20 protein-coding genes and 1 pseudogene are annotated in these 26,666 nt (G+C 72.7%); all 21 read left to right on the top strand.

Going from position 1 to position 26,666, the window contains the following annotated elements; translation table 11 throughout:
• Positions 1-159: 159 nt before the first annotated feature.
• Positions 160-393 (top strand): DUF2795 domain-containing protein, encoded by a 234-nt coding sequence (locus M4D82_RS31620; RefSeq protein WP_249770882.1) that lies wholly within the window; start codon positions 160-162, stop codon positions 391-393.
• A 312-nt stretch (positions 394-705) separates the two neighbouring features.
• Positions 706-3,015 (top strand): RiPP maturation radical SAM C-methyltransferase, encoded by a 2,310-nt coding sequence (locus M4D82_RS31615; RefSeq protein WP_249770880.1) that lies wholly within the window; start codon positions 706-708, stop codon positions 3,013-3,015.
• 58 nt (positions 3,016-3,073) lie between these two features.
• Positions 3,074-3,337, top strand: coding sequence for a hypothetical protein (locus M4D82_RS31610; RefSeq protein ID WP_249770878.1), 264 nt, complete (start codon positions 3,074-3,076; stop codon positions 3,335-3,337).
• Positions 3,331-4,710 carry a class III lanthionine synthetase LanKC N-terminal domain-containing protein gene (locus M4D82_RS31605; RefSeq protein ID WP_249770876.1) on the top strand — a complete coding sequence of 460 codons (1,380 nt, stop codon included), beginning with the start codon at positions 3,331-3,333 and terminating at the stop codon, positions 4,708-4,710. Before M4D82_RS31610 ends, M4D82_RS31605 begins: the two co-directional genes overlap by 7 nt.
• Before the next feature lie 2 nt (positions 4,711-4,712).
• A complete protein-coding gene (locus tag M4D82_RS31600; RefSeq protein ID WP_249770874.1) occupies positions 4,713-5,051 on the top strand; it encodes a hypothetical protein in 339 nt (112 codons plus the stop codon).
• An 18-nt stretch (positions 5,052-5,069) separates the two neighbouring features.
• Positions 5,070-6,368 (top strand): glycosyltransferase family 4 protein, encoded by a 1,299-nt coding sequence (locus tag M4D82_RS31595; RefSeq protein WP_249770872.1) that lies wholly within the window; start codon positions 5,070-5,072, stop codon positions 6,366-6,368.
• Positions 6,365-7,000 carry a class I SAM-dependent methyltransferase gene (locus M4D82_RS31590; RefSeq protein WP_249770870.1) on the top strand — a complete coding sequence of 212 codons (636 nt, stop codon included), beginning with the start codon at positions 6,365-6,367 and terminating at the stop codon, positions 6,998-7,000. Before M4D82_RS31595 ends, M4D82_RS31590 begins: the two co-directional genes overlap by 4 nt.
• Entirely contained in the window at positions 6,997-8,157 is a 1,161-nt protein-coding gene (locus M4D82_RS31585; protein WP_249770868.1) for a radical SAM/SPASM domain-containing protein, read from the top strand. Before M4D82_RS31590 ends, M4D82_RS31585 begins: the two co-directional genes overlap by 4 nt.
• 222 nt (positions 8,158-8,379) lie before the next feature.
• Positions 8,380-8,955 (top strand): DinB family protein, encoded by a 576-nt coding sequence (locus tag M4D82_RS31580; protein ID WP_249770866.1) that lies wholly within the window; start codon positions 8,380-8,382, stop codon positions 8,953-8,955.
• Between the two features lie 193 nt (positions 8,956-9,148).
• Positions 9,149-9,556: pseudogene (locus M4D82_RS31575) on the top strand (Rossmann-fold NAD(P)-binding domain-containing protein); the annotation flags it as partial.
• A gap of 244 nt (positions 9,557-9,800) precedes the next feature.
• Positions 9,801-11,117: a hypothetical protein gene (locus tag M4D82_RS31570; protein ID WP_249770864.1), complete on the top strand. Its 1,317-nt coding sequence runs from the start codon at positions 9,801-9,803 to the stop codon at positions 11,115-11,117.
• Positions 11,110-11,982: a hypothetical protein gene (locus tag M4D82_RS31565; protein WP_249770862.1), complete on the top strand. Its 873-nt coding sequence runs from the start codon at positions 11,110-11,112 to the stop codon at positions 11,980-11,982. The genes M4D82_RS31570 and M4D82_RS31565 overlap by 8 nt, the downstream gene beginning before the upstream one ends.
• A 31-nt stretch (positions 11,983-12,013) precedes the next feature.
• A complete protein-coding gene (locus tag M4D82_RS31560; RefSeq protein WP_249770860.1) occupies positions 12,014-12,199 on the top strand; it encodes a GTP-binding protein in 186 nt (61 codons plus the stop codon).
• 449 nt (positions 12,200-12,648) lie between these two features.
• On the top strand, positions 12,649-13,644 hold the full coding sequence (locus M4D82_RS31555; protein WP_249770858.1) for a hypothetical protein: 996 nt from the start codon (positions 12,649-12,651) through the stop codon (positions 13,642-13,644).
• A gap of 299 nt (positions 13,645-13,943) precedes the next feature.
• Entirely contained in the window at positions 13,944-14,480 is a 537-nt protein-coding gene (locus tag M4D82_RS31550) for a hypothetical protein (RefSeq protein WP_249770856.1), read from the top strand.
• A gap of 166 nt (positions 14,481-14,646) precedes the next feature.
• Complete coding sequence (locus tag M4D82_RS31545; protein ID WP_249770854.1) at positions 14,647-15,396, top strand: hypothetical protein; 750 nt, start codon at positions 14,647-14,649, stop codon at positions 15,394-15,396.
• Positions 15,397-15,545: 149 nt separating this feature from the next.
• Positions 15,546-17,771, top strand: a complete 2,226-nt coding sequence (locus M4D82_RS31540; protein ID WP_249770852.1) for a WD40 repeat domain-containing protein — start codon at positions 15,546-15,548, stop codon at positions 17,769-17,771.
• Positions 17,756-18,751, top strand: coding sequence for an AAA family ATPase (locus tag M4D82_RS31535; RefSeq protein ID WP_249770850.1), 996 nt, complete (start codon positions 17,756-17,758; stop codon positions 18,749-18,751). Before M4D82_RS31540 ends, M4D82_RS31535 begins: the two co-directional genes overlap by 16 nt.
• The gene (locus M4D82_RS31530; RefSeq protein ID WP_249770848.1) at positions 18,748-19,995 is read left to right on the top strand and encodes a DUF58 domain-containing protein; all 1,248 of its coding nucleotides are present in this window, start codon (positions 18,748-18,750) and stop codon (positions 19,993-19,995) included. The genes M4D82_RS31535 and M4D82_RS31530 overlap by 4 nt, the downstream gene beginning before the upstream one ends.
• On the top strand, positions 19,992-22,328 hold the full coding sequence (locus M4D82_RS31525; RefSeq protein ID WP_249770846.1) for a transglutaminase-like domain-containing protein: 2,337 nt from the start codon (positions 19,992-19,994) through the stop codon (positions 22,326-22,328). The genes M4D82_RS31530 and M4D82_RS31525 overlap by 4 nt, the downstream gene beginning before the upstream one ends.
• A complete protein-coding gene (locus M4D82_RS31520) occupies positions 22,312-26,595 on the top strand; it encodes a caspase, EACC1-associated type (RefSeq protein WP_249770844.1) in 4,284 nt (1,427 codons plus the stop codon). Before M4D82_RS31525 ends, M4D82_RS31520 begins: the two co-directional genes overlap by 17 nt.
• The last annotated feature ends 71 nt before the right edge of the window (positions 26,596-26,666 follow it).

The following is a 26,666-nucleotide window of genomic DNA, read 5'->3' as shown; positions in this document are numbered from 1 at the left end:
TTGGCGACCCTGCGAAGCCCTCCTTTGACCTCCCGACACTCGGCAGTCGGATGAACCCCGGTGGCTTGAGGTCGGTGACCGTGATCGGCTGGTGCGGGCACGCGCGCTTCGGCCCCGTGAGCCGCCCTGATCGCCACCGCATCCACGAGGAGAACCACGGTGAGCTACGAAGAGAACCTGAAAGCCGTGCTCAACGAGAACAAGACGAAGCCGGGTTATACGCCCGGCAATGAGCACCAAGCAGTCGACAAGTGGCCCGCGACCAAGCAAGACATCATCAAGGCGGCCGAGAGTGATGGCGCTCCCAAGGCGCGTCTGGCAGCACTCGCCAGGCTTCCCAAGGACTCGTACGCGGACGCCTCGACGCTCATTGCCGACCTCGCCAAGATCTGACTCGGTCGAGGATCGTGGCACCCGCCGCAGGCTCTGAGCGCCGTAGTCGGCCAAGACCCCCGCACCTGGACCAGCCGGCCACCGACCGCATCCGGCGCCCGCTCTCGCTCTCGGCGGTCGGCATGGACACGCCGACTCGTTTCGGTCTGGCCTGGCCCGACGTGAGGAGGGCCATCCGCTCGCAGCGGCGGGGTTGAGCAACCGTGCCGACGGGCGGGTCGCATCACGCAGTTGGCCCGATCGGGTGGTCGTCGGTGCATCCCCGACGCGCCTGGGCGGCGGCGTACCGGGGCAGCCGGCAAAAGTAGTGCCGTGGATGCCCGAGAGGAGCCTGCCGGCGACAGCGCGGGCCTGTCCGACCCGGTACGGCTTCAGCTGCTGCATGTCCTCTTCACCCTCGCCCAGAGCGAGCGCGCCCGCCGCGCGGAGGAGGCCTCCGCGCCCCCGGCGACGGACTCACCGCCGGGGGCGGCCGCCGATGCGTCCGAAGCGGCGCGGCTCAGCGCCGCGCTCAAGGCGCACATGGCCTGCCTCGACGACGCGGAGCTCGAACGGGAACACCGTCGCCTGGCCGGGGCCTTCCTGCGGGAGGTCGACCGTCGCATCGCGGGGTCCGGCACCCTCCCGGGCCGGCGCATCGACTTCGCGAACGTGCCGGCCGCCCAGGAGCCGCCCGCCGGGTCGAATACCGCTGAGCCCCGGGTGGCGCTGGTCTCCCTGCCGTGGATGTCGCCCACCCTGCCGTCGATCCAGCTCGCCACCCTCGCATCAGCGCTCCGCCAAGAAGGCATCGAGTCCGATGTCCACGAGCTGTACGTGGACTACGCGGCGCGCATCGGGCTCAACCTCTACAACCTTCTGGGCAACCTCCTCGGCTACCTCCCGGAATGGATCTTCTCCCGGCACTACTACGGTCCCGAGCAAGGCGATCACCTCACGGGCATGCTGGAACAGCGCCCGCTCGGCAACGACTTTCCCTGGCCGGAGCTGGCCGACTCCGTGCTCGCGGCACTCGAACCCGTCACCGAGGAATTCCTCGACGACCTCGTACGGCAGACCGACTGGTCCCGGTACGACGTCGTCGGCTTCTCGCTGACCATTTCGCAGCTCGGTGCGTCGATGGCCGTCGCGCGGCGGCTCAAGCGCGCGTTCCCCTCGCTGCGGATCATCTTCGGCGGCTCACAGTGCGCCGGTCCCATGGGCAGCACGATCCTGCGCATCTGCCCGTACGTGGACGCCGTCGTGCACATCGAGGGGGAGCTCGTACTGGCCGACCTCGTGCGGCGGTTGCGTGACGGGCGCCCGCTGGGCGGCCTTTCCGGGGTGAGCCACCGGACGTCCCACGGCGAAGTCGTGACCGAACCTGCCGCGGAGCTGGTTCTCGGCGGCAGCCGCAAGCTCGACCTCGACTACGACGCCTACTTCCACCGGCTCGTCCGCCTCGGCCTGACCGAGAAGATGAACCCGTGGCTGCCGTTCGAGAGCAGCCGCGGCTGCTGGTACGGGCAGAAGGTGCAGTGCACGTTCTGCGGCCTCCACGACATCATGGAGTTCCGCGCCTGGGACGCGGATGTCGTCCTGGCACAGCTGGAGCGACTCGAACAGCGATACGGCGTGGGGCGCTTCTACTCCATGGACCTCATCATGCCGAGGGAGTACCTGCGGACCCTTCTCCCCCGGATCGCCGAACGCCACGACGACTGGATGTTCTTCTACGAGATCAAGGCGAACATGCGGCGCAGTGAGCTGGAGACGCTCGCGGCCGCCGGGGTCCGTTGGGTGCAGCCGGGGATCGAGAGCCTGGACGCCGACCTCCTGGCGCTCATGCGCAAGGGGGTCAAGCCGTTCCAGAACGTCCTGTTGCTCAAGTGGTGCCAGGAGCTGGGGATCCACTGCGGTTGGAACCTGCTGTTCGGTCTTCCGGGAGAGAGCCAGGCGTCCTACACGCGGATGGCGGAGCTGATCCCGAAGCTGACGCACCTTCAGCCACCCTCCGGGGGCGGTCGGTTCCAGCTACACCGCTTCAGCCCGTACTTCGAGCAACCGGAAGCCCACGGCGTCCGGTGGGACGGCGCGCACCGGATGTTCCGGTACGCCTTCCCCATCGACAAGGCGGATCTCGACCAGCTCGTTTACCTCCACGACTTCACCGTGGACCCGGCCCTCGGCCCGCCGGTGGACCCCGCGGAGGTGGAGGTGGCGGTCCGGAAATGGCGACGGGCCCACCAGGCGGGCGCGAGTCTCGCGCTGACCGAGTTGCCGGGCGGGGAGAGCGTCGTCGTCGATCACCGTGACGTGGAGAAGGCACCCGCTCGCCATCGCCTCGACCCGACCGAGACCGCGCTGTACCGCCACCTCGACGCCGGCGTCGCGCAGAAGCTCCTCGCCGAGAGCTTCCGGGGGGAGGACCGCGCCTCGTTCGAGGCGCTGGGCGGGGAGAGCGGGATCACGGCACTGGTCGCGCGGTGGGTGGCGGACGGTCTGGTGATCCGCATCGACGGGAAGATCCTCGCGCTCGCCGTCCACGCGCACCGCATGGCGTCCCGTCGCGTACCAGCGTCGTCCGGCGCCGGGGCCGCGTCCGAGACCGGTCTCGCCACCCAGACGGCGATGGTGATGTGAGTTCCCAACCCCAGGAGCCCCACCAGGAGCCCCACCAGGAGCCCCACCAGGAGGAAGCATGGCCTACGACCAGAACGACACCGAGCGGGCGATTCTCGAAGTCATCCGAGCCATGCGCGAGGATCCCGAGAAGTACAAGTCCGTCATCCGCGAGCTTGAGGCGATGAAGACGGACGAGGAACGGGTGAGCCGCCTGTTCACCTTCGCGACCGGTGAGCGCGACCTCGCCGCGCTCCTGCCCGCACGCGCGGGGGCCGACGACGAGGCGGCCACCCCCACGATCACCACGGTCACCGTCACCACGGTTCTGGTGGAGTGCTGAGCGCCGGCACCGCCCTCACGCCCGGAGCCCGAGCGGCAGCGGCAGCGGAAGCGGAAGCGGCGGTCGTCCCGGCGCTGCCCCACCCCCGGGAGCTCGACGCCCGCATCCCCTTCACCGAGTCCACCTACTGGTACGCGTGCGGAGCGCTCTCCCCCGGCATCGGCCAGGGGTGGAAGCTCTACGTGTCGATGACCCCGGGCAACGCCCGCGAGGTGTTGTGCCGCCTGGCTCCGCTGTTGCTGGGGGCCGGGCTGCACTTCAAGTACGTCAAGGACGTCGCGACCCTCCAGCAGCTGAACGCCGGGGCGTACGGGTACTCGCAGATCGGCAAATGCCTGGTCGTCTATCTGCCGCATCCCGACGCCGTCTTCCTGGAAACGTTGAAGGACGCGCTCGGACCGTACCGCGACCAGTGCCCCGCGGTGCCCTGCGCCCGGCCGTTCGGCGGCCGGCTCCCCCTCTACTACCGCTTCGGCTGCTACCTCGGCCGCACCCTCGTGTTGGGCCGTCACGAGGTCGAGGACAACCGGAGCAGCCTCGTCCACGCCGTCCCCGAGGGTGTGACGGACCTCCTCGCCGCGTTCACGGACCCGGAGCCGGAGGACGCCGAGGTGCGGCGCTTCCTGCGCCGTTACCCCGTTTTCCGCGCCCTGGCCCAGCAGGGGAAGTGCGGCGTCTTCCATGCCATGGACACGACCGGCGAGACCCTCCGGGAGGTCGTGCTGAAAGCCGGCTACCATCGCGGGCAGCTGCAGCCGGACGGAACCGACGGCTGCGACCTCCTGCGCCGGGAACTCGCCTGCTACCGGATCCTCGCCGAACGCCATCTGGACCGCATGGCCCCTGCCCTGCTGGACGTGTTGGACGTCCCCCGCAAGGTCGTGCTCGTCCTGGAGTACGTCGACGGCACCAGCCTCCTGCACCACAAGCTCACCGGGCGGCTCCGCGTCAGGCACCTCGATCGTGCGTGGACGTTGCTCGACCGGTTCCACGCGGCCGGCGTCTACCTCGGCGACGCGAAACTCGCGAACTTCCTGGTCGACGCGGACGACGACGTGCGCGCGGTGGACTTCGAGGCCGCGGGCGTGATCGGTGACGACGCGCCGCCGATCCGCACCTTCTTCGTCACCCCCGAGCCGGACGACCCCCGGCGCTCGGACCTGGCGCACTTCCTCGTCTCCGTCCTCCACCCCTACGACCGGCCCGGGAACGGGTGGGCCGACCGGCACGTCGACCTGCGCGCCTGTCTCGAACGGGACCCGGGCGACGACGCGGAGGCCTGGGCCCTCGCGCGCCTGAGCGCTCTCCTCGACGCGGCGCCGCGATCGCCCGACGACGCGAGCACTGACATCCGTAGACCACCAGCGAGGTAGGAATGGCGAACTCTGACCAGGAACGTGAGCAGGAGCTGGCGGAACTGCTGAAGGAAGTACGGGCCCTGCGCAAGACGATCGACGAGCTCAAGGCCGGGCCGGAACCGCGACGCGGGCTGTCGCCCGACTACGACGTGCTGGTGCGGTCCCAGCCGGAGCTGCGGCATGACTACGAGGTTCTGGTGCGGACCGTGCCCCCCTTCCAGCCGCCGTCCTACGACGTGCTGGTCCGGCCCGCCGTCGAGGAGTCCGAGAGGTCCGAGGAGTCCAAGGCGTCCGAGGCGTCCAGGCCGGCCAAGGAGCCCAAGGAATCCGAAGAGCCGCCCGGTGGCGGGCAGTAGGCGGGAACGATCGCCCCCATGCCCACCGTGGGTTACTTCCCCTACACCGACACCACGTGCAGCGTGGAGGCCCGGTGGCTGAGCGAGCACGTACCGGTGACCGTGCGCCTGGCGACCGACGCGCCCTCGCTCAACGGCGGACCTCCCGCCCTCCCGACGTTCGAGCGTCTCGTCGGTGCCCTCGCCGACTTCGTCGCGCTGCCGGCCGTCGTCGCCGAGGGACCCGGCGGGTTCCTGTGGGCCGCGCTCCTGCGGGCCCACGGGTTCGCGGGAACCGCGACCGTACTGCCGTACCTCAACCCCCGGTGCTGGTACGACATCGGCGCCATCGCCCTCTACCGGCGTTTCGCCGCTCCGCAGGACCGGGTCTTCCTCGGGTCGACGCCTTCGGCCGGCCTCTACGCGGCGCGAGGCCTCCAGGTGACGGTCGGGGAACCGTACGGCATCGACGACGGCCTCTTCGGGCTGCGGCCCGGGGCCGCGAGGACCCGTGAGGAGCTGTCGATCCCCCCGGGCAGGATGCTCCTGTTCGCGGGGCGGTCCCAGCCCGACAAGGACCTCTACCGGCTCCTACGGGTCGGGTTGAAGGCCCGCGTGCTCTTCCCCGACCTCCAGGTCGTGATCGCGAGCCATCTCGTCGACCACGACTACCTCGCGGCCGCCCGCCGGGAACTCGGCAGGGATTGCGGCGTGCACCTGGTCCTCGACCCCACACCCGAGCAGCTCGCCGATCTCTACAACGTCGCCGACGTGTTCGTCACCGCTTCCACCAGCCACTTCGAGACGTTCGGCCGGGCGCCGGCAGAGGCGCTGGCCTGTGGCACCCCCGCCATCGCGCCTCGCTACGACGGCTTCGCCGAGGTCCTGGCCCAGGTGGGCGGGACGCTCGTCGATGTCGAGGCGGATCCGGAGACCGGCAGGCCCCACGTCGAGGAGGAGCTCCTGTTGCGGGCGGTCTACGACGTCCTGAGCGCCCCCCGACCGCCCCGGCGCGAGGAGGTGTCGGCCACGGCCAGGCGCCGCTTCGGCCGCTCCGCCACCATCGGCCTGCTCTCGCACCTCGCGGGCGACGTCCCACGGGCTGCGATGTTCGGGCGGCCACCGGTCGCTCCGGCCGGCGTCGCACTGCCCGCCGCGTGGCATGCCCCGCTCGCGGAGATCGCCAACCGGGACGCTGCGGACGCCCTGAGGTGGTTCTGGGACGCCTGCGACCACGCACGCTTCGGCGCGTACGACGACGAGTTCGCAGCCGGAGTGCGCCGGGCACTGTGCGTGCCCCCACAACGCGACGACGAAGGGCGAGAGCCGTGCCGTTGAGCATCTGGAAGGGCATGGAGGACTGCCTGCAGACGATCGTCGAACGCCGGCCGTCGGCGGTCCTCGACGCCGGGATCGGCTTCGGACTCTGGGGCGGCCTGCTGCGCCAGTACCTCGACGTGTGGTCCGGCCGCGTCCAGCCCTCGGAGTGGGCCGTCCGCATCGACGGCATCGAGATCGACGAGAAGCGGGTGCAGCCGCACGCCCGACACCTCTATACGGAGATCCTCGTCGGCGACATCCGCCGGCTGGTGCCCCGGCGTGCCGCCGAGCATTCCTACGACGTCATCCTCTTCGGCGACGTCATCGAGCACCTGCCCAAGGACGACGGCCGGGCGCTGCTCGACGCGGCGGCGGGCCTGTGCGGGGTCGTCGTGGTCCGCATCCCGCTCGGCGACGGCTGGCGTCGGGAGGGCCGCGAAGAGCCGGACCACCACCGCTCGCAGTGGTACGCGTCCGACTTCTCGGGCTATCCGTGCACCGTCCGCGAGTACGACTACTTCGGCAACCCCTACGGCCTCGTCGTGATCGAGGCGCCCCGGAACTCCCCGGCGGGCGGCAGGGCGCTCGCGGACGCGGACCGGCGCCTCGAGCGCGTTGAGCGACGTCTCGAAAGGCTGGTGCGGGGATGATGCTCAGTCCTCACGTCACTCTGATCATCAAGGTGACGAACGCCTGTGACATGCAGTGCCGCTACTGCTTCATCGAGCCGTCCGTCTTCCACAAGAAGATGACGGACGAGACCGCCCGCCGGGTGGTGCGCGCCTTCCTCGACTCGGACTTCTTCGAGTCGGTCCACTTCGTGTGGCACGGCGGAGAGCCGCTGCTGCGCGGCCGCGGCTTCTTCGAGCGTGTCTTCGCCGAGCAGCGGGCCGGCACCACCGAAGTCGCGTACACCAACTCCACGCAGACCAACGGCACCCACCTCGACGACGACATGCTGGAGTTCCTGCTGGCCAACGACGTGAGCATCGGCCTGAGCCTCGACGGCCCGCCCGAGCTCAACGACGCGTCCCGGAAGCTGCGGCGGATGCTTCCCGTACTCAACGAGGGCAGCCGCCGCGGCTCCGGCGCGGGCGGGCACGCGACGACCGTGGACGCCGCGAGGCGCCTGCAGGAACGGGGACGGGCGGCCGGCGCGATCGTGACGGTGAACCGCAACAACGTCGGGGAACCGGAGGCCGTCTACGAGGAGTTCACCAGTCGGCGCATCCACATGAAGATCAACCCCCTGACGCGTTCCGGGCTGGCCGACACCGCCCTGGGGGCCGACCTGGGCATCAGCGCCGAAGAGTACGGGCACTTCCTGGTGCGGATGTTCGACGCCTGGTTCGACGACCCGGATCCGAAGATCTCCATCGAGCCGTTCGGCCAGCACATCGCCCGCATCCTCGGTGACGCGGTGGCCCAGAGCTGCTTCTACACCCTGAGCTGCCATCGCTTCTTCCTCGGCATCTCACCCGACGGCGACCTCTTCCCCTGCGGCATGTTCCAGGGCGAGCCGTCGTTCCGCTACGGCAACATCCACGAGATGGAGCCGGAGCACGTCGCGCGGACGGTGCTGTTCAACGGGATCGAGGCGCGCGAGAGCAAGGTGCTGGCCACCTGCTCGAAGTGCGCCTTCTTCGACCTGTGCTACAGCGGCTGCATGTTCCATTCGCTCAAGGACGCGAAGATCCTGGAGACGAAGGACTACTACTGCGCCGGCTACAAGATCTACTTCGAGCACGCCCTACGCCGCATCCACGACAACCTCCCCCGCGCCCTGCGCACATCGCGACGGGCGTAGGCCCCGGCGGGATGCGCAGGCCCCGTTCCGGCAGACGGTCACAGCGTGAACCGTAGGTGTGCGTCTTCGTTCTCAGCGTTGCGCGATGGTCACGTCCCGGAGCCGCCGGCTGTCGGGTCGCCGCACTGCAGGACCTTCCAGGCGCCAGTGGTGAGGCGGTGGCAGGTGGTCCGGTCGGAGAATTCAGTGGCGGACGGAGTCGACGCGCACCACGATGCACCCATGGACTCAGACGAGCGCAACAACGAAGCAGTGGTGACTCGGTGGACCCCGTCCACCATCTACCCCGACATGTGGGTGGACCCGGACGACGACCCGCGCGAGACCGAAGCCGAGACGGTCGACGAACGCGGCGCGCTGCTGGAGAGTCTGCGCTACTTCCGCCTCACCATCGAGATGAAGTGTGCGGGCTTGAACGCCGAGCAGATGGCCCAGCGCTCCGTACCGCCGTCCACGATGTCCCTGCTCGGGCTGGTGCGGCACATGGCCGAGGACGAACGGCACTTCCGCCGGATGGCCGGCGAGGACTCGCCCAGGATCTACCGGACCGCCGAAGACCGCGACGGTGACTGGAACGGCGCGATCGCCGACCCGGCGGTCGTGGAGGACGCCTGGCACCATTGGCGGACCGAGAGGGAAGTGACCGACCGTTTCATCGCCGGCTTCGCCGACCTCGGCACGCGGACCGGGGAGGCGCCGCTTCGGGAGATCCTGGTGGCGCAGATCGCCGAGTACGCACGGCACTGCGGCCACGCCGACCTGCTGCGCGAGCGGATCGACGGCCGAGTGGGTCAGTGATCACACCCCGGCGCAGGGATCCCTTCCCCGGGTGCCCCTGTGCCGGCGAGGCGGTAGTACGGCCGGTCCGTGGTGATCACATCGGGCGAGCCGCGCAGGCTCGGCGCCCCGGACGCCGAGGCGCGGGTGCGCTTCGAGGCGGAGCAGCGGAAGACCGGGGGCGGCCCGGGGCGCAGGTTGCTCGTGGTCGACGGACGACCTGCAGTCGCTGACGGACTACCAGCCCAAGCACACTTGCGGACGCTGCAAGTTGGCACAGATGTACTTCGGCGTGGAACTCGACCGCCGCCTGCGGGCGGCCGGCAGCACGGTGACGAGCGTGGTGGTCCATCCCGGCGGCGCGCTGGACTCCCTCACCCCGTCACGGCCACCGATCCATGTACGAACCACTGGCGCCCGACTGAGCGCGGCACCCGCGGCCCTCCTCGTCCAGGGCAAGCACGCCGACATGGCCCGCGGTCCGGGCGGTGCTCGACCCGGCCGTGCGTGGGGGTGGGGACCGCGCGTTTTCGGCCCGCGCGGCGAGCCCCGACGCGCACCGGTGTGGAACCACCTCGCCTACCCCTCCGTCGCGACGCCGTTGTGGGACGCAAGCCGTGACCACGGACGTCCGTCGGGGGTCCATCTGGAGGACGGGCAGCGGCGAGGACAGACTGCGTCGCTGCAACCCATGTCGGGGACCGCTCCTCATAGTTGTCGCCGACCCCGGCCGGTTCCACCACCGCGGGGCAACGTAGCCTTCGGATGATGATCGAGTACTACAAGGCGAACCGCGCCTCCCACGCCTTCGCCTACGTCGACCGCAACGACCGCCCCGCGCTCATCGGCGTTCCCGAAGCGACCCCATGAGCGACCGTCCCCGCGAAGAGCTCCCACCGGCACCCGAAGCTCCGCCTCCGGCCGATGAGGCCCCGGAGCCGGCCGCGCCGGTCGACGATGCTCCTAAGCCACCCGGCGACACCACACCCCCGGCCGACGAGGCCCCGGAGCCGCCGACTGAGGCTTCGGGTCCGGCTGATGAGGCCCCGGAGCCCACGGCACCGACGGAGGTCCCCGAGCCGGCCGCGCCCGAGGCCACGACGGAGGCTGCTCCCGAGCCGGCTGAGGGTACGAAGCCGCCTACAGACGCCTCGTCTGATGAGGCCCCGGAACCGACCGCACCGACGGACGCCCCCGAGCCGCTCACACCTGAGCCTGCTCCAGAGCAGGCCGAGGCTACGGAACCGCCTACGGACGCCCCGCCCTCTGCCGACGAAGCCCCGGAACCCACAGCACCCACGGACGCCCCCGAGCCGGCCGAAACCCCAAAGCCCCCAGGAGACGCCCCGCGCTCCGCCGACGAAGCCCCGGAACCGACCGCGCCGATCGACGCTCCCGAGCCGACGGCAGCAGAGGCTCAGGACCCCGCCGCCCCCACCGAGAACGAGGCCGACGCCGCCGAGGGCCCCGGTGGAGCCGAACAGTACGACAACAGCGCGCTACGCGACGGCCCCAGCTATCACGAGGAAATCGACGACCAGCTGGCGGCACGCGGCCTGGACCGTTCCGAGCATGACAAGCTCCGGCTCACCCGTACCAACGACCTGACCGAGCCGCAGGCTCGCGAGGTCGTCGGGGTCCGTGACGGCATCAAGCTCGACGACGGCCGTATGGTGACCAAGGTGCTCAAGCCCGAGGTCGCGCAGGCCTACCTGGACAACGACACGACGCTCGGCGGGCGCGACTTCGACCCCGGCGAGTTCCGCGGCTCCATCGCGCGCGGCTCCGACACCGCCGACCTGCGCAGCATGGACGAGCTGCGCGACGGGCTCGCCCTTGACGACGGCGGGGCCGGGTGGACGCCCGTCCCGCCGGGCGCGTCCGAGGCGTACCAGCTGCGCTTCCCGTCACCGCACGGCATGCGGGCCGATGCGACCCTCGGCGCGGTCGGCGACCAGGGGCTGGCCGACCACGTCGCCGGCATGGCCGGCCAGAGCCCCGGACGGGCCTGGGACGACCCGTTCCTCGGCACCGGCTACACCGGCGGGGGCGTCCCGGAGTGGGAGGCCAAGCCCACCGCCTTCCCGGACCATGCCGAGATCTGGCGTATGCACGCCGATGGCACCGAAGAGGCCGTCGGCTTCTTCGACAAGAACGAAGGGCTATGGAATTACTATGACTGACCCCGCGGGCCACCCCTTCCCGGTCACCGGCGAGGTCGCCGCCTACCTCGGCGACCCCTACCAGGCCCGTGCCGCCGCGGGCCTGTGGCCGTACGTCGAACTGCTGCCCGAGCCCGGCCGCCCCGCACCCGCGGGCCTCTCCCCGCGCGAGGCCCCCGACGGGACGGTGGGATACCCGGTCGCGCCGGAGCACCTCGAAGCCTGGTACACCGTACGGTGGACGTTCCGCTGGCACGACGAGCCGTTCGAGTGCACCGCCGCCGCGCCCACCACGCTCTCGGGCAACTACCTCGGCTCTGACGAAGACTTCGCCAAGCGGCACCTCAAGCGCCGGGTCATCGGCTACCGCGGCGTCTTCCCACGCCACGAGGTCACCGAGCTGAGCGAGCACCGCGAGGACCTGCTCCGGCCACTGCACGACCTGGTGCGACGTTTGACCGAGGTCGACCACTTCCGCCCCAAGGCCTACGCGGTCCACCACGGCCGTACGTATCCGGCGACCGCCGAGACCGACGCCTCGGGCCTCGTCGCACTGACCACCGGCCAGGACCGACCCGAGGATCTCGTCGCCGATCCGAGGGACACGAGCGGCGGGCACTTCCTGGCCGCCCCGGGGCAGCTGGACGCCTGGTACCGGATCCACTGGACCTTCCGCTGGCAGGACGGCCCCTTCGACGCGGTCGGAACGGTGGACGGCAGGATCAAGGGCGTCTATACGGGCGGCAGCTGGGGCTTCGCGGACACCTGGCAACTGACCCGGGAGACGGATCCCGACGGGGTGCACACCCGCCACACGGTCGTGGTGGACCTCGACGCCGTCACCGACCTCGAACGGCATCGCACCGACCTGCCGACCGACCGGTAGCGGGTACGGACGGACGACCCTCACGGCCGTCGTGTGGCGGTCCCGGCGCCCCTGCCCCGAGCGGCTCGCCGACGCACTGGGCGAGGTCATGGTCGACGTACTGCGCAGCCGAGGCCACCTCTGGATCGCCGGCCGGCTCGACGCCGTCGTCACCTGCGCTCGGCCGGCGGCCCCCTGGTCGGCACGACACGGACCGCCGGGGACACCGGCGGTGTGAACGCCCCGCACCGCGCCGGCCCCACCCCGCCCCTGCCGCCAGGCACCCCCGTCTGCGTCCTGGAGCTCACCGATGAGGGCCCGGGGCTGTCCCTCGAGGACGCCCGCAGGACAGGGTGGCGGAGACAGGCTGCGATGGCCATACCGGTCTGTGGCCTGCGGTCGCGAGCAGCAGCGCCGGTCGGCTCAGGTTGCTCAGCTCGTCCGGTGCAGGCGCTGCCCCCCGGGGTGGGAAGGACGGAGTTCGTGTCGTGGGCACGACTCTCCACGGTGTCCGTCGCGTGCAGTGGCACGAGTTGTGGCATGCGTACGCGTCGGCGGAGGAGTTTCCGGGTCGACCGTGCAGGGTGCATGGGGTCACGCGCAGACGAGCGCTTCAGCGTTGAGCGACCTCGGGGCCCCGCGGCAATCCGTTCGCGTGGCCTCTCCTGTGCCACGTACGGTCGGCGCATGATCAGGACCACGCCGGCCAGACCGGTGTCCGTGGAGGCTGTCTTCCCGGAGCTGGCCTCCTACCGCGGCCTGACGACCCGGCTGCACCCCAGGCCCGGGCGGCCCGGCATGCACGACAGCCATGTCGGCGGGCCGATGCTGTGGCCGGAGGACGAGTCGTGGCCGGTCTGCCGCGAGCCGCACCGGCCCGAGACCGAGGGCTATGCGCCGGACGAGATCCGCAGCGCCCGTGCCTCGGGCGCGTGGCCGCGGAGCCGGCCCTGGAGCGGCGCCGGTGCCCCCGGGGAGGACGGACCCGTGCCGTTCACGGGGCTCGCCCAGTTCTTCCGCCGGGACGTCCCCGGCCTGGCAGCGGGGCCCGACGGCGCGGACCTGGTGCAGCTCTTGCGCTGCCCGTTCACCCACGGCCCGCACTACGAGCGCCGTTACCTGCTGCGGTGGCGGCAGGCCGCAGAGGCCGAGCGCGCGGACCGGTTCCTCACCGCCGCGCCCGAAGTACCCGTGCTGCGATGGGACCACGACCTTCCCGAACCGTGCGTCCTGCACCCCGAAGAGGTGGACACCTACCCCTGGGCGGAGGACGACACGCTGCCCGCCCCGCTCATCGCTCTCATCGACGCCTGGGACGACGCCCAGAGCGCGGAGCACGGCCGTGACGCCCTCAGCTATCAGGGGGACCTCTCGATACCGCCCGGCTGGCGGGTCGGGGGCTTTCCCAGCTGGGCGTCGACGGGTCCGATGGACATCACCTGCGCGTCCTGCTCCGCCGCGATGCGGCTGCTGCTGACCGCCGTGGGCGACGAGATGGACGCCGGCTCGCACAGCTGGGCACCGCTGGAAGACCGCGACCCGTCCCTGCGGGGGAAGGAATCCATCCGCTGGAGCGCCTCCGTTGTCACTCCCACCCGGCTCCGCTTCGGCCGGGACCGGGACCTGCACGTCTTCACCTGCCCCGCCGACCCCGCACACCCACCCCAGTGGGTGCTCTCCTGAAGCGCTTCACGGCCACACGGATTCGCCCCGCGAGCCACGCCGCGGGGATCGGCGGTCGGGGGATCACGCCGCCGGGCGGTGTGGGCGGCGGTCGGCGGGGCCTGGATGCGGGACGGAAGCTCCTGCATCGGCACGGGCTGCGCCTCCGGCGCCCGGTGTGCCCGTGTCCACCGGTCGATTGACAGCCGGTCCATCGGTCGGTTGTCCATGGCCGCCCCTCCCGCTCCCTAGCGTTGCAGGTGGAAGATCCGGGAGAGCCGTAAGGCGCCCCCGTACTCATCGAACCAAGGGGTTGCCCCATGAGCCCGTTCCTGACCGCATTGATCGCCAGCGGGGTGATCCTGACCATCATCCTGGCCACCGACCTGGGGACCCGCAAAGTCACCAACATGCGGCTGGTGCGCTCGATCATCGCCATCGCGATCGTGATCGCGCTCTTCGTCCACACGCTCCCGCTCGGCGGAAGCGATCCCTGGCTCCAGCTGGCCGGTATCGGCGCGGGCGTCGTCTGTGGCCTGATCGCCGCAGTCCTGCTGCCTGCCCACCGGGGTTCCGACGGGGACATCTACACCAAGGGCGGCGTCGCCTATGCGGTCGTCTGGAGCCTGATGTCCGCCTCCCGCGTGGTGTTCGCCTACGGTTCCGAGCACTGGTTCGCGCAGGACGTCATCGTGTTCAGCATCGAGAACGAGTTGAGTGGGCAGGACGTCTACTCGAACGCCTTCGTGTTCATGGCCCTGGCCATGGTCCTCACACGCACCGCTGTTCTGCTGGGCAAGCGCCGCCGGTTGCGCGGCACCCCCGCTTCGACGGCTGACAACCTCGTGGACGCCTGACCGCCTGCGGCTTCTCGGGGGCTTGGCGGGCTTGCTCGTGGCAAGTGATCGTTCGTAGATTCGATCCGGGCCCGGTCACCGCCGTTCCGGGAGGCGCCGCGCGCCCACGCGTCGGGGTCACCGGTCGAGCGCGGTGGGGCCTGCCCGCCTTCACTCAGGAGGTTCCGTGTACTTCAGCATGAAGACCCGTCAGCCGATGACCTCCGAAGAGGAGGCCGTGCACGAGGCGGCGTCCCTCGCGTTCCGCCAGGCGTGTGACGAACGGCAGGCCCTTCCCCCCGGACCGCCCATCGATCCCCACAGCGGGGCCGGCAACATACATCAGCACCGGGCCGACACGATTCCGCAGTACGTGGCCGCGGACCGCAAGGTCCACCGGGCGTCCTGGGCCTCGGAGGCGACCGACCTGTCGCACTTCCACCTCCGCATCGGGGCGATGTCGTACCACGTGACAGCGATGCGCCGGCTGAACATGCTCATGACCGACCATGAGCGGCCCCCTCATCCCGAGCAGCCGCACCACCTGTGGTGGGGTCCGGAGCACGACGCCTTGAAGGCGGAGGATCCCGAAGCCCTCGCCGCAGCCCAAGCCGCCTACAAGGAAGACGTCGAGGTGTACCGCGGCCGGCGTCCGGCGGACGTCCGCGGGATCGCCGAGCACAAACTGGCCTTCGGTGGCGAGTACTTCGTCACCCCCGAGGAGATCACCGCGGCCCTGGCCGCGTACCGCCTCCACTCCGACGACCACGTGACGGCCGTCCTCGCCTCCGTGGGAAAAATCGAGGACGGAGGCGAGGAGGAGGATCTTCAGATCCATCCGGTGGGCATCGGGATCGGCGACTGGATCAAGTGGATCGCCTTCCTGGAGCGCGCCGAACGGCGTGGCGGTTTCAGTGTGGACGGAACCGACCTCTGAGTCGCCCCGGCGCCCGCAGGAGGTCCCCGGCGTGAGGCACACCGGAACCGGTCGGCGGCGGATGGTTTTCGGTCAACTGCCGTAAAAGTCAGATTAGTTGAGGTGACCTACGGCACAATGACCGTCCGGTGACGACGCATGGGGGCTGCGTGACGTCTGCGAGGGGGGAACACGGCGGTGACCGCAGGGTGTTCGCCGGCGTGCTCGGATTCTGCGCGCTCGCAGCGGTGGCCCTCACGTCGCTGGGACCGCCCCGGGACACCACGCTCCTGCGGATCGACGCCGACGCCGCGTGGCTGGTCAGCGACGCGCCCGGACTGCTCACCGCCGTGGACGGGGTCACCGCCCGGCCCGTCGCGCAGATCCGGATACCGGACGTGTCGGGCGGCCGGTTGGAACTCGTACGCGGCGGCGCGGTCCCCGTCCTCGTGGCGCGGCGGCCCAAGGAGGTCGACGGGCACCCGGACGCGAGCGTGGTGGACGAGCGGCGGCTCGCCCTTGCGTCGACGGAGCGACTGGGCTCCCCCACGTCCACCGTCCTCGTCTCGGGAGCGGCGGCCTACTCCGTCGACCACGCGCGGGGCGTCCTGAGCCCGTTGAAGGACGCCGGGCCCGAGGCGACGCGTGACGGCGTGCTACGGGCGGGGGGGCCGGTCGCCCAGGCGGTGCCGGACGGGGGCGGCGGGGCGTGGCTGCACCTGCCGGGCGGACGCGAGGTCGTGCACCTGGACGCCAGGGGCCGTACCGTGCGGCGGATCGGCGTGCCGGGCTCCGCCGAGGACGTCACGTTGGTCGTGCGGGAGGGTCGGGCCGTCGCCGTCAACCGCGCGGCACCGTCCTTCGTCGTGCTGTCCGACACGGGGACGGCACCCGAGGTGCCCATCGCCGTCGAGGCCGGCGGTGAGGGTGTGGCGGAGGCCGGTCTCGGTGAGGACGGCCGGTTGCACCTGGTCCTCACCCCGACGAACACCCTACTGACCCTGGACCCGGAGACGGGGCGGGCGTTGCACCGCGTGCGGCTCCTCGACGGCGCGGCCCGTCGGTGGGGTCGCCCGGTCGAGCAGGGCGGCCGCGTCTGGGTGCCCGACCGGGACGGTGCGCAGGTGCTGGCCCACGACCCCGTCTCGGGACGCACCACGGTAGAGGCCCGCCTCTCCCACTCCCCCGCCCCGGACCTCACGGTCTTCGCCCAGGGTGAGCGGGTGTGGGCCGACGATCCGGGCGGGCCGCAGGCCGTGGTCTCGTACGCGGGCACCACCCGGGTCTTCCGCAAGTATCCGGAGGGGGAGACGGACCGGAGCACGCCGGCGCCGTCGGCCGCGCCCGTCCCCACGCCCGTACCGGCCCCCAGCCCCACCCCCAGTCCGGCGCCCAGTCCGACGCCCACCCTGAAGCCCACGCCCACCGCGTCCGGCGACGACACCCTGCGTCCGAGCCTGCTCACCACGCTGGAGACCCCCGCCCGGTTGGCGAGGTTCGCACCCGACGGCAACACACTCGCCTTGTCCGACGGGCGCCAGGTCAGCCTGTGGAGGCGGCAGGGCGACACGTTCCGCATGTCCGGCCGCTTCCAGCCGTCGGGTGCGGACGAGACGTACGGCATGGACTTCACGAGGGACTTCAGGTCCTCGTACGTGTTCACCTCGCGCGGTATCGGACGCTACGACCTCACGGATCCCACGGCGCCCCGGCAGGTCTGGGCGTCCTTCCTCGGCAGCGGGTCCGACTCGTTCGCCTCCAGCTCCCTGGACTCGACGCAGACCATGTGGGCCGTCGCCACCCACCGGGACGGCCCCGGCCTCGGGAGGTCCGAGTTGCTGCTGTTGGACGTGAGGGATCCCCGCACCGCGCCGTTCGTCATCGAGTACGGACAGGAGATCGGTGGCGAGGACCTCGTCCTCAACAGGGTGACCTTCAGTCCGACGGCGCCCCTGCTGGTCGTCCCCGCCATGTTGAACGGTCCGGGGTACTCGCTGCGGTTCGTGGACCTTCGCGAGCGCCGTGACGCGCGCGTCGTGAACATCCCCACCACGAGCGCCGTGCCCCCGCGGTTCTCCGCGGACGGCACACAGGTCTTGGCCGCGGGTACGCGTACGCCCTTGGCCCTGTGGGACGTACGGGACCCGGCCCGACCCCGGGAGCGGGCGCTGCCCGAGGCCGGTTCCGCCTCGGACACCGCCCTGTCCGCCGACGGGCGGACTCTGGCGCTGTCGTCCAACGGCTCGGTCACCCTGTGGCGGCTCGGCGACGACGCCGGTCCGCGCAAGGTGGGCTCCCTGCCGGGCACCGACGTGACACTGCTCGGGTTCGGCCCCGACGGGCGGGTCCTGGCCGTACGCAGAGAGGGGAACGTACAGCTGTGGAAAGTCGGTTGAACGGGCCGGCGCCGGACAGGGACGCCTCCGAGGAGTTGCGGGCGTTCCGCGGCCGCTTCGAGCTCGTCGCGCAGGCCGTGGACCACGTGCTCAGCGGGAAACGAGAAGCCGTCCGGCTGGCGCTGGCATGTCTGCTGGCCGAGGGCCACCTGCTGATCGAGGACGTCCCCGGCGTGGGCAAGACCTCGCTCGCCCGTGCCCTCGCCACGGCGTTCGGCGTGTCCAGCAACAGGATCCAGTTCACGCCGGACCTGATGCCGTCCGATGTCACGGGCGTCGAGGTGCACCAGGGCGGCGGCACGTTCGTGTTCCGTCCCGGACCGGTCTTCGCCCACGTCGTGGTCTGCGACGAGATCAACCGGGCCTCGCCGAAGGCGCAGGCGGCGCTGCTGGAGGTGATGCAGGAACAGCAGGTCTCGGTGGCCGGGCAGCCCCGCCCGGTACCGCGCCCCTTCATGGTGGTGGCCACGCAGAACCCGATCGACTTCGAGGGCACCTACCCGCTGCCGGAGGCCCAACTGGACCGCTTCATGATGCGGCTGCGCATCGGCCGACCCGATCTGGAAGCGGAAAGCGAGATCCTCGCCCGCGACGATCGGCCGGGGCAGGCGCCGGCGCGCCTGGAGCCCGTCTTCGACGACCGGGTGTTGACCTCCATGGTCGAGACCGCGCGCCGGGTGAGGGTGGACCCCGCCCTGCACCGGTACGTCGCGCTCCTGTTGCGCGAGACCCGCTCGGACGCCCACGCCCCGGACGTCCGGCTCGGTGTCAGCACCCGCGGCGGGCTCGCCCTGCTGCGGGCCGCGCGGGTCCACGCTCTCGCCCAGGGCCGGCAGGGGGTGGCCCCGGACGACGTGAAGGCTCTCGCCGGGCCCGTGCTGGCCCACCGGTTCGTGTTGACCGATCGCGCCCTCCTCGACGGGCTCACCGGCGAGGACGTCCTGCGCCGCGTCCTGGCCACCGTGGCGGTACCCAGGTGATCACGGCTCGTGGCGCGGGGGTCCTCGGCGTCTGCCTCCTCCTCTCGGCCTGCTCCGGGTTCCTGGGGACGGCGGTCCTGGCGGCCCCGGCGGTCGGTGGCCTGGTCACGCTCGGCGCCGCCGCCCTCCTGGTACGCGCCGCCGCCACGACGGGGGGCCCGGCCCGACTGGACAGGGCGACGGTGACCCGCGGGGAGCCGGCCACGCTGACGGCCGACCGGCCCGCGGTCCCCGCCTGGATCCCGCTGACCTGCGAACTGCTCCTGGCACGGGAGGCGTCGGCGGCACAGGGTCCGCAGCGGTCGGCCGGGGACCCGTCCGCCGGGGACCCGTCCGCCGGGGACGGCGAAGCGCTCGTCCTGCGGTTGGCCACCGACCAGCACGGCGTCCTCACGCTCGGGCCCTCGGTGCTGCGCGTCACCGATCCCCTGGAGCTGTTCCGCGCCGAGAGTCGGACCGTCGATGCCCTGACCCTACGGGTGCTTCCCCGTACCCTGCCCGTACCCGGGGCGGGGGCGGGGCGGATCCGCACCGCGCGGTTCGCGGGCCGCGCCCTGCCCCATCGCGACGGCCCGGAGTTCCACGCGCTGCGCGAGTACCGTCCCGGCGACGACGTCCGGCGGATCCACTGGGCGAGCAGCGCGCGCACCGCCACGCTGCTCGTACGGGAGGACACGGCGGTGCGGGAACCCACCCGATACGTGTGGCTCGACACCCGAGCGGTCTGCTACCCGGACCGCGCCTCGTTCGAGGAGGCCGTGGACACGGCGGCCTCCCTCGCCGCGGACTGCGCCCGCCGGGGGCTCGCCCTGCGGCTGTGGACGAGTGAGGGGGCGGTGCTGAACACCTCCCCCGGTCCGTCCGGACGGGCGCGTTCGCTGGAGTTCCTGACGGAGGTGGCGCCCACCGGGTCCTTTCCCGGGCGGGGCCGCCGCGAGCCCCCGCCCGGGGCGGACGCCCGTACGGGGGGCGCGCCTCCTCGGGGCCCGTACCGGGTCGCGGCACGGGGACTGTTGACGGTGGTGACGGGTGGGTCCGCGGCCGGTCACGCCCTGCCGACGCCCACGACGGGCGGGTGCGTCGTCGTCGCGCTGCATCTGGGAACCGACGCTCCCCGCGCCGAGGAGTCCGGCGACGGTCCGATCCGGGGGGCCGCCCCGGTGCGTCACCGTCACGCGCGGGACGCGGAACAGGCTCTGCTGCTGTGGGCCGCCGCCACCAGGGCGCCCGGGAGGCGCGCATGAGCGGGACGTTCAGGCGTGCGGCGGGCCGGGCACTGCCCGCCGGTTCGGCGGCGCTCCTCGCCGGTTCCGCCTTCCACCGGGCGTTCGGGTACGAGGCCCTCGCGCTGCCGCTGGCGGTGGCGGCCCTGGTGCCCGTCGCCCTGGCGGTCGTGGCGGCCGGGGGCAGGAGGCGGCTGCCGGTGGAGGTCGCGCTGTCGCTGTCGGCCGGCCTGTGCCTCCTGGCGGGCTCCGTGACGCTGTACGGTTCCGCGCTCTCGGACGGGGGCTGGTCCGCGCTGCGCGCGATGCCGCGTACGGCGGCCGAAGGATGGGCCGCTTTCCTCGACGTACCGCTTCCGGCGGCGGCCGGCCCCGCGCTCCTGGCGGTGCCGTTCACCGCGACGTGGACGGCCGCGGCCTCCGGGGCGGAACTGGCCGTACGGGCCCGGCGCGTCACCGCCGCGACGATGCCGGCCTTCGCGCTGCTCGTCGTCGCCGTCGCGATGTGCCTGCCCGGACGCGGATCGCTGCTCGGCCAGGTCATCGCGCTCGGCGCCGTGGTCGCCGCGACCCTGCCGCGTCCGGTCGCGGCACCCCGTACGGTGTGGCTCGCCCTGGGGCCGGTGGCGGTCACCGCCGTGGCCGCCGTCGTCCTCTCGACGCTGTGGCCGGGCGGCCGGCCCCTGTACGACCCGCGTGACCACCGTCCGACCGTCGAGGATTCGCAGGCCGTGACCAGTCCGTTGGCCCAGTACACGCAGTGGGAGCAGCAGCCGGACGAGGCCTTGTTCACGGTGGAACGCGGCCCTTCCCAGGCCCCGCCCGTCGGCTCGACCGCCGTACCGGAACGTTGGCGGCTGGCCTCGCTCACCGCCTACGACGGCCGCCGGTGGACCCTCCACGACGTCTTCACGCCGGTCTTCGGCCCCCTGCCCGCCGATCCGGCCCCCGTGCCGCGCCCTGTCGGGCGAGGGGAACAGGGCGAGCGCTCCTCCGCCGTGATCCGGAACCTGACGGGTCGGCTGCTGCCCGTACCCGACGCCCCGGTGGCCCTGCACTCCGACGGGACCCGCCTGCTGTTCAACCGCTTCGAACGCACGGCGCTCGCCGCCTCGGCCCTCGCACCCGACACCCGCTACGGCGTCACGGGGGGCGTCGCCGCCGCCGTCACCCCCGCCGAGGCGGCGGGCCTGTCCCCCGCGTCCGGCTTGCCGCAAGCCCTCGACGTACCGGGTTCCGCACCGCCGTCGCTGCGGGAGCTGGCCGATCGGGTCCGGAGCGCGGCCAACACCCCCTACGGTCGGGCTCAGGCTCTCGCCTCCGAACTGTCCCGCGCGTACCGGCGGGTCGCGAAGGCGCCGCTGAACGAGCCCGTCGCCTCCCTCTCCCGGTTCCTGAGCGACCGCGAGGGCTCGGCCGTGGACTTCGCCGCCGCGTACGCGCTCGCCGCCCGGCTCGAAGGTCTGCCGTGCCGGATCGTGGTCGGATTCCGCGTCCCGGCGGGTACGGGGCCGCACACCGTGCTCGCGGGGGACGCCGCCCTGTGGACCGAGGTGGCCTTCGAGGGCGTCGGCTGGCTGCCCTTCGAGCCCGTCCCCGCGGCGAGTTCCCTCGACGGGAACGACGTGCTCCCGGCGCCGATCCCGAGAGCGTCCGAACCGGTGCCCTCGCCCTCCGCCTCACCCAACCCGACCGGCGCGGCCTCCCCCACCACCGTGCCGCCGCCGGGGGGCGCACGGGGGCTCGGCCCGGCGTCCGACCTCCCCTGGGGCGTCTTGGTGACGGTGGTCCTCACGGCGCTCGTCGCGGGGACGGGAGCCGCCCGCGTCTGGCTGGTCCTCGTACAGCCCGTACTGCGCCGTCGCGCGGGGCGTCGCGCGGGAACGCCCGCGCTGCGGGTACTCGCCGCCTGGCGTGACGCCCGGCAGGCCTTCGACGCGGCGGGCGCCGCCTCGCCCGACCCCTCGCGAACCCTGGTGGAATCGGCCCGGCTGCTGTCGAGGGCCGAGCCGGTGGCCGGCGTACGCGCCTCCGCCCTTTCCCTGGCCCGGCTCGCGACCCGCGCCCGCTTCTGCGAACCGACCGTCGAGGAGACGCGGGCCGATCCCTCGCTCGCCGCGATGGGGCCGCAGGACGCCGAACTCGCCTGGCTGCTGGCGGAGTCGATACGCGAGGAGCTGCGGCCCGGACGCCGGCTGTGGATCGTCGCCTCGGCGGCCCGCGTTCTGCTGCCGACGGCCCTGTCGGCGCGGGTCCTGCCGGCCCGTGCGCTGCCTGCCCGAACCCGAACCGGAACCGGAACCGGAACCGGAACCGGAACCCGAGCCGAGGAGGAACGTGTCGACCACCGTTGACCTCGGACTGGCGGCCCAGGGTTGCCACGTCCTGTTGATCGGCAGCGGGCTCAGTGCCGCCCCGGACATCCTGCCGCCCGTTCCGGCCGTGCACCGGACGTTGACCGACCTGGCCGCCGCCCTGCGCGAACACTGCGGGGTCGCCCCCGAGCGACTGACGGTGCTGGAGGACCCGCCGGACACGGAGACCTTCGCGCGGGCGGTGTCGCAGGCCGCCCGCGCCGCCTCCGACACCCTGCTCCTGTACTACGTGGGCCACGGCCTGGTCGGCGCCCGCAACGAGCTGCGCCTGTGCACCCGAGCGACGACCGGGGACCCCGACACCGTCCCGTACAACACGCTCGCCTTCGGCCAGGTCCTCGACCTGGTACGCAGGAACAAGCTCGCTCGGCTGATCACCGTCCTCGACTGCTGCCACGGGGGCCGCGCCGCCGAGCATCCCTTCGTCGGGCTGCCCCACCACTACCTGCTGGCCGCCGCCGCCCGCGACGCGGTGGCCTTCGCCCCGGACGGCGCCGCGCACACGTTGTTCTCCGGGGCTCTGCTCGCCCTCCTCGACGAGGGTGACGCGGGGGCGTCGGCCCACCTGACCCTGGAGGACGTCCGGCGCCGGCTGGCCGGGCGGGGTCTGCAGCCCCTCGTCCACCAGGACAGCACCACCGGTTGGTTCACCCTGGCCCGCAACACGGCCTTCGTGCCCGGCTCCGGGAGCACGTCCGGCCCGCCGGACACGGGGATCTGCCCCTACCCGGGCCTCGCCCCGTTCGAGGAGTCGAACCAACGCTGGTTCCACGGCCGTGACCGGCTGAGCGCAGACCTCGCCGCGGCTCTCACCGCCCCGGACCGGCCCGGCCTGCCGTTGATCCTGCTCGGCGTCTCCGGCGTCGGCAAGTCCTCGCTCCTGCGCGCCGGGCTCCTGCCCACCCTGCGCCGAGGAGCCCGCTCCCCCGACACACCCCTCGGCTGGGAACCGGTGCTCCTCGCCCCGACGGACCACCCCTTGGACGCGTTGGCGCAGGCCCTGGCCGAACCGGCCCGCATGTCCGCCGGGCCCCTCAGGAGACTGCTCGCGGACGATCCGCCCGCGGTGGCGGGCCTCCTGCGTCGGCCAGGGCTCGGGCGCGTGCTCATCGTGGACCAGTTCGAGGAGACGTTCACGCTCTGCGAGGACGCCCGGGAACGGACCGCCTTCATTCGCGCGCTCACCGAACTCGCCGCCGTCGGCACCACCCCGCGGACCCCCCTGGTCGTCCTGCTCTCCCTCACGGCCCACTCCTTCGCGGCGTGCGCCGAGCGCCCCGAGCTGGTGCGAGCGGTGACGGAGCACCAGTTCGTCGTGCCTCCCCTGTCATCCCGGGAGATCCGGGCCGCCGTGACGGAGCCCGCCCGGCAGGAGAACCTGCGCATCGAACCGGGCCTGCTCGACCTCATCCTGACCGACCTCGGACACGGTCCCGCTTCCGGCGGCCCGGAGCGCACCGACGTCGTCGGCACCAGCCTCGTCCACCTCGCACAGGCGCTGACGGCGACCTGGGAGCGGCGGGTGGACGGAGTGCTGACCGTGCGGGGCTACCACGACTCGGGGGGCATCGCCGGAGCCATCACCCAGTCCGCCGACGCGGTCCTGCGGGACCTCGATCCGGATCAGCGGATCGTGGCCCAACAGTTGCTGCTGCGCACGATCCGGCCGGGTCGCCCCCTGGAGGGCGTACCGCCGATCCGGACCGCCGTGGACCGCGACACGCTCGTACGGGAACTGGGCAGCCGCCACACACAACCCCTCCTGGACCGGCTGCTGCGGGCCGGGCTGCTCACCCAGACCGGGCGGGCCGTCCAACCCGCCCACGAGGCCCTGCTCCGGAACTGGCCGCTCATGCGCCGGTGGCTCGCGGCGGACCCGGAATGGCGGGTGCGCCACGCGCAGTTGACGGACGCCGCGGCGGCGTGGCGGGACGCCGGCGAGAACGACGCGGACCTCTACCGGGGCCACACGCTCAGCCGCGCCCTGGAGTTGACGGCGGACCGGACGGCGCTGGAGGTCGGGGCGGAGGTGCTGCGGTTCCTCGACGCCTCGGTGAGAAACCAACGCTCGGCCACCCGCCGCGCCCGGACCGGTCGCCGTCTCCTGCTGCTCGGCGCCACCACATCCGCCGTCGTGCTGGCCGCCGCGTCCGTCCTGGGCGTGGTGGCCCACCGGGCGCGGGAGCGGGCGACGACCGAGGCCGGGGCGCTACGGTCCCGACAGCTGGCCGCGTCGGCTCTGACGCTGCGTCACGTCGAGCCGCTGCTGGCGGGACGGCTCGCCGTGGGGGCGGAGGGCAGCGCCCGCACCGACGAGTCGTGGGCCGCGCTGATCGCGAACTCCGGCCTGCGCCCGGCCGACTCCGGCGGCGCCGAGAGCGACCTGCCGGCCGCGACCTCGTTCGCCGCCGCGCCCGACCGGCCCGTGATGGCCCTGGCCGGCGGGCACCAGGCGCGGCTGTGGACCGTCGACACCCGAACGCCTCTCGCCTCGCTGCGCGCCCGTCTCCCCATCGTGGACCTGGCCTTCTCCCCGGACGGGCGGTGGATCGTCGCGGTCGGCGGCGGCTCGCTGCTGTTCTGGGACGCGTCGACGCCCGGCCCGGACCCGGTGCGTCGGATGGAGTTGCCCGCCGGCGCCGGGGGCGGGCTGAGCTTCTCGCGTGATTCCGCCACCGTCGCCCTCACCGGCAGGGACTCCACGCATCTGGTCCCGCTCGATGCGACGCGTGCGGCCCGGGTGCGGAGCCTGGCCGGCGAGGTACTGCGCTACGACGCCGGCGGCAGGCTCCTCACCGGCCGGGACGCCCAGGGACGGTTGGTGGTGCGGCGGGTGGCCGAGGACGGCACGGAAGGCGCGCCTCAGGTACTGCCCGGGTCGTCGGGCCCGTACGTGGACGCGGCGAGCGTCTCGGCCGACGGGAACTCCCTGGCGGTCGCCCGTGCGGACGGCACGGCCGAACTGTGGTCACTGTCGGGCGAGCCGCGCCGTACGGGGACGATCGCTTCGGCGGGAGGCGCGACGGGGGCGCCGGCGCTGTCGCCCGACGGGCGTCTGCTGGCCATGGCGGGGGCCGGGGGCGTCCAGGTGTGGGACGTGCGCGAAGCCGTCCCGACGCTGCTGGGCCAGACCTCCGGGCACGGCCCGGCCCGGCTGCTGGGCTTCCTCCCGGACGGCGGCCGGCTCCTGGTGTCTGACGCGGCCTCGACCCGACTGTGGGACGTGCGCGCCCTGCGCCAGCCGGGCGCCGTCGCCGCCGCGCCGGTCGCTTCCGCCGCGGCGGTGGCGTACCGGTCCGACGGGCGGGCCCTGGCCGTGGGCGGTGCGGACGGGGCGGTCTCGGTGCGGACGGTCACGGGTGAGGTGGTGCCCGTACCCGCCGGGCTGGCGGCGGCGGGCGGACGACGGGTTCAGGACCTGGCGTTCGCCCCGGACGGGCGCACGCTGATGGTGGTCCGGGGGCGGGGGGTGGAGCTGTGGAACACCACCGACACGGGCGCGGCGGGACCGGCGGCCCTGCTGCCGGGTGTTCGCGCGGCCGTCGCCGCCGGCGCGGCGCGGTTGTCCGTACGCACCGCCCACGGCACCGTCGAGTGGTGGGACGTCGACTCGCCCACGCGTCCGGTGCTGCTGGCTTCGACGCCGGACGCGAGGGAGTCCGGCGCCCCGGTGACCCTCGTTCCCGACGGGCGTGCGGCGTTCACCGGTTCCTGGTGGGACCTGACCGAGCCGGCTTCACCGCGCGCGCTCGGCTCGGCGGGCGCCGATGCTCCGACGGCGGACGCCGTCCTGGTGTCCGCCGCCGACGGCGCCCTGGCGGTGGGCGGCGACCTCTCCCGGGTCGCGGCGTTCTCCCGGCCGGGCAAGGGCCCGTGGACGGAGCCCGGGATGTGGGGCTTCGCCCCGACGGCACTCGCCCTGGCGCCCGACGGCGCCCTGGCCGCGACCGGCGACGACCGGGGCACCGTCCGGTTGTGGCGGCGCACCGGGAGCGGACAGTGGCGGGCGCTGGCGGAACTGCCCCGGCGGACCGGCCGCGTGACGGCCCTGGCGCTGTCGGCGACGGGAGGACTCGCGGTCGCCGTCGCCGACGGACCGGTGCTGATCTCGGACTTGTCCCGCCGCGCACTCGTCGCGGCCCTGTGCGCCACGCCGGCCCCGTCGGGGGCCGGGGTCGAGGCCCGCTGGCTCGCCTATGGAGGCCGTGGCTCCTTGGACTCCGATTGCGGCGGCGGCCCGCCGTAGCGACCACGGGCGTACAGCCCCCACACCGTAACAACTGCGGTAATTCAGGTAATTGCGATAGAGGAGGAATC

The organism is Streptomyces sp. RerS4 (genome assembly GCF_023515955.1).
GTDB lineage: Bacteria > Actinomycetota > Actinomycetes > Streptomycetales > Streptomycetaceae > Streptomyces.
Note: the sequence above shows the minus strand (reverse complement) of the source record. Positions and strands in the feature narration are given on the sequence as shown.

Bases quoted from the DNA above. Each gene is read 5' to 3' on its own strand.
- M4D82_RS31580 (WP_249770866.1), top strand. From the start codon at position 8,380: ATGGACTCAGACGAGCGCAACAACGAAGCAGTGGTGACTCGGTGGACC.
- M4D82_RS31570 (WP_249770864.1), top strand. From the start codon at position 9,801: ATGAGCGACCGTCCCCGCGAAGAGCTCCCACCGGCACCCGAAGCTCCG.
- M4D82_RS31565 (WP_249770862.1), top strand. From the start codon at position 11,110: ATGACTGACCCCGCGGGCCACCCCTTCCCGGTCACCGGCGAGGTCGCC.
- M4D82_RS31550 (WP_249770856.1), top strand. From the start codon at position 13,944: ATGAGCCCGTTCCTGACCGCATTGATCGCCAGCGGGGTGATCCTGACC.
- M4D82_RS31525 (WP_249770846.1), top strand. From the start codon at position 19,992: ATGAGCGGGACGTTCAGGCGTGCGGCGGGCCGGGCACTGCCCGCCGGT.
- M4D82_RS31555 (WP_249770858.1), top strand. From the start codon at position 12,649: ATGATCAGGACCACGCCGGCCAGACCGGTGTCCGTGGAGGCTGTCTTC.
- M4D82_RS31585 (WP_249770868.1), top strand. From the start codon at position 6,997: ATGATGCTCAGTCCTCACGTCACTCTGATCATCAAGGTGACGAACGCC.
- M4D82_RS31595 (WP_249770872.1), top strand. From the start codon at position 5,070: ATGCCCACCGTGGGTTACTTCCCCTACACCGACACCACGTGCAGCGTG.
- M4D82_RS31600 (WP_249770874.1), top strand. From the start codon at position 4,713: ATGGCGAACTCTGACCAGGAACGTGAGCAGGAGCTGGCGGAACTGCTG.
- M4D82_RS31610 (WP_249770878.1), top strand. From the start codon at position 3,074: ATGGCCTACGACCAGAACGACACCGAGCGGGCGATTCTCGAAGTCATC.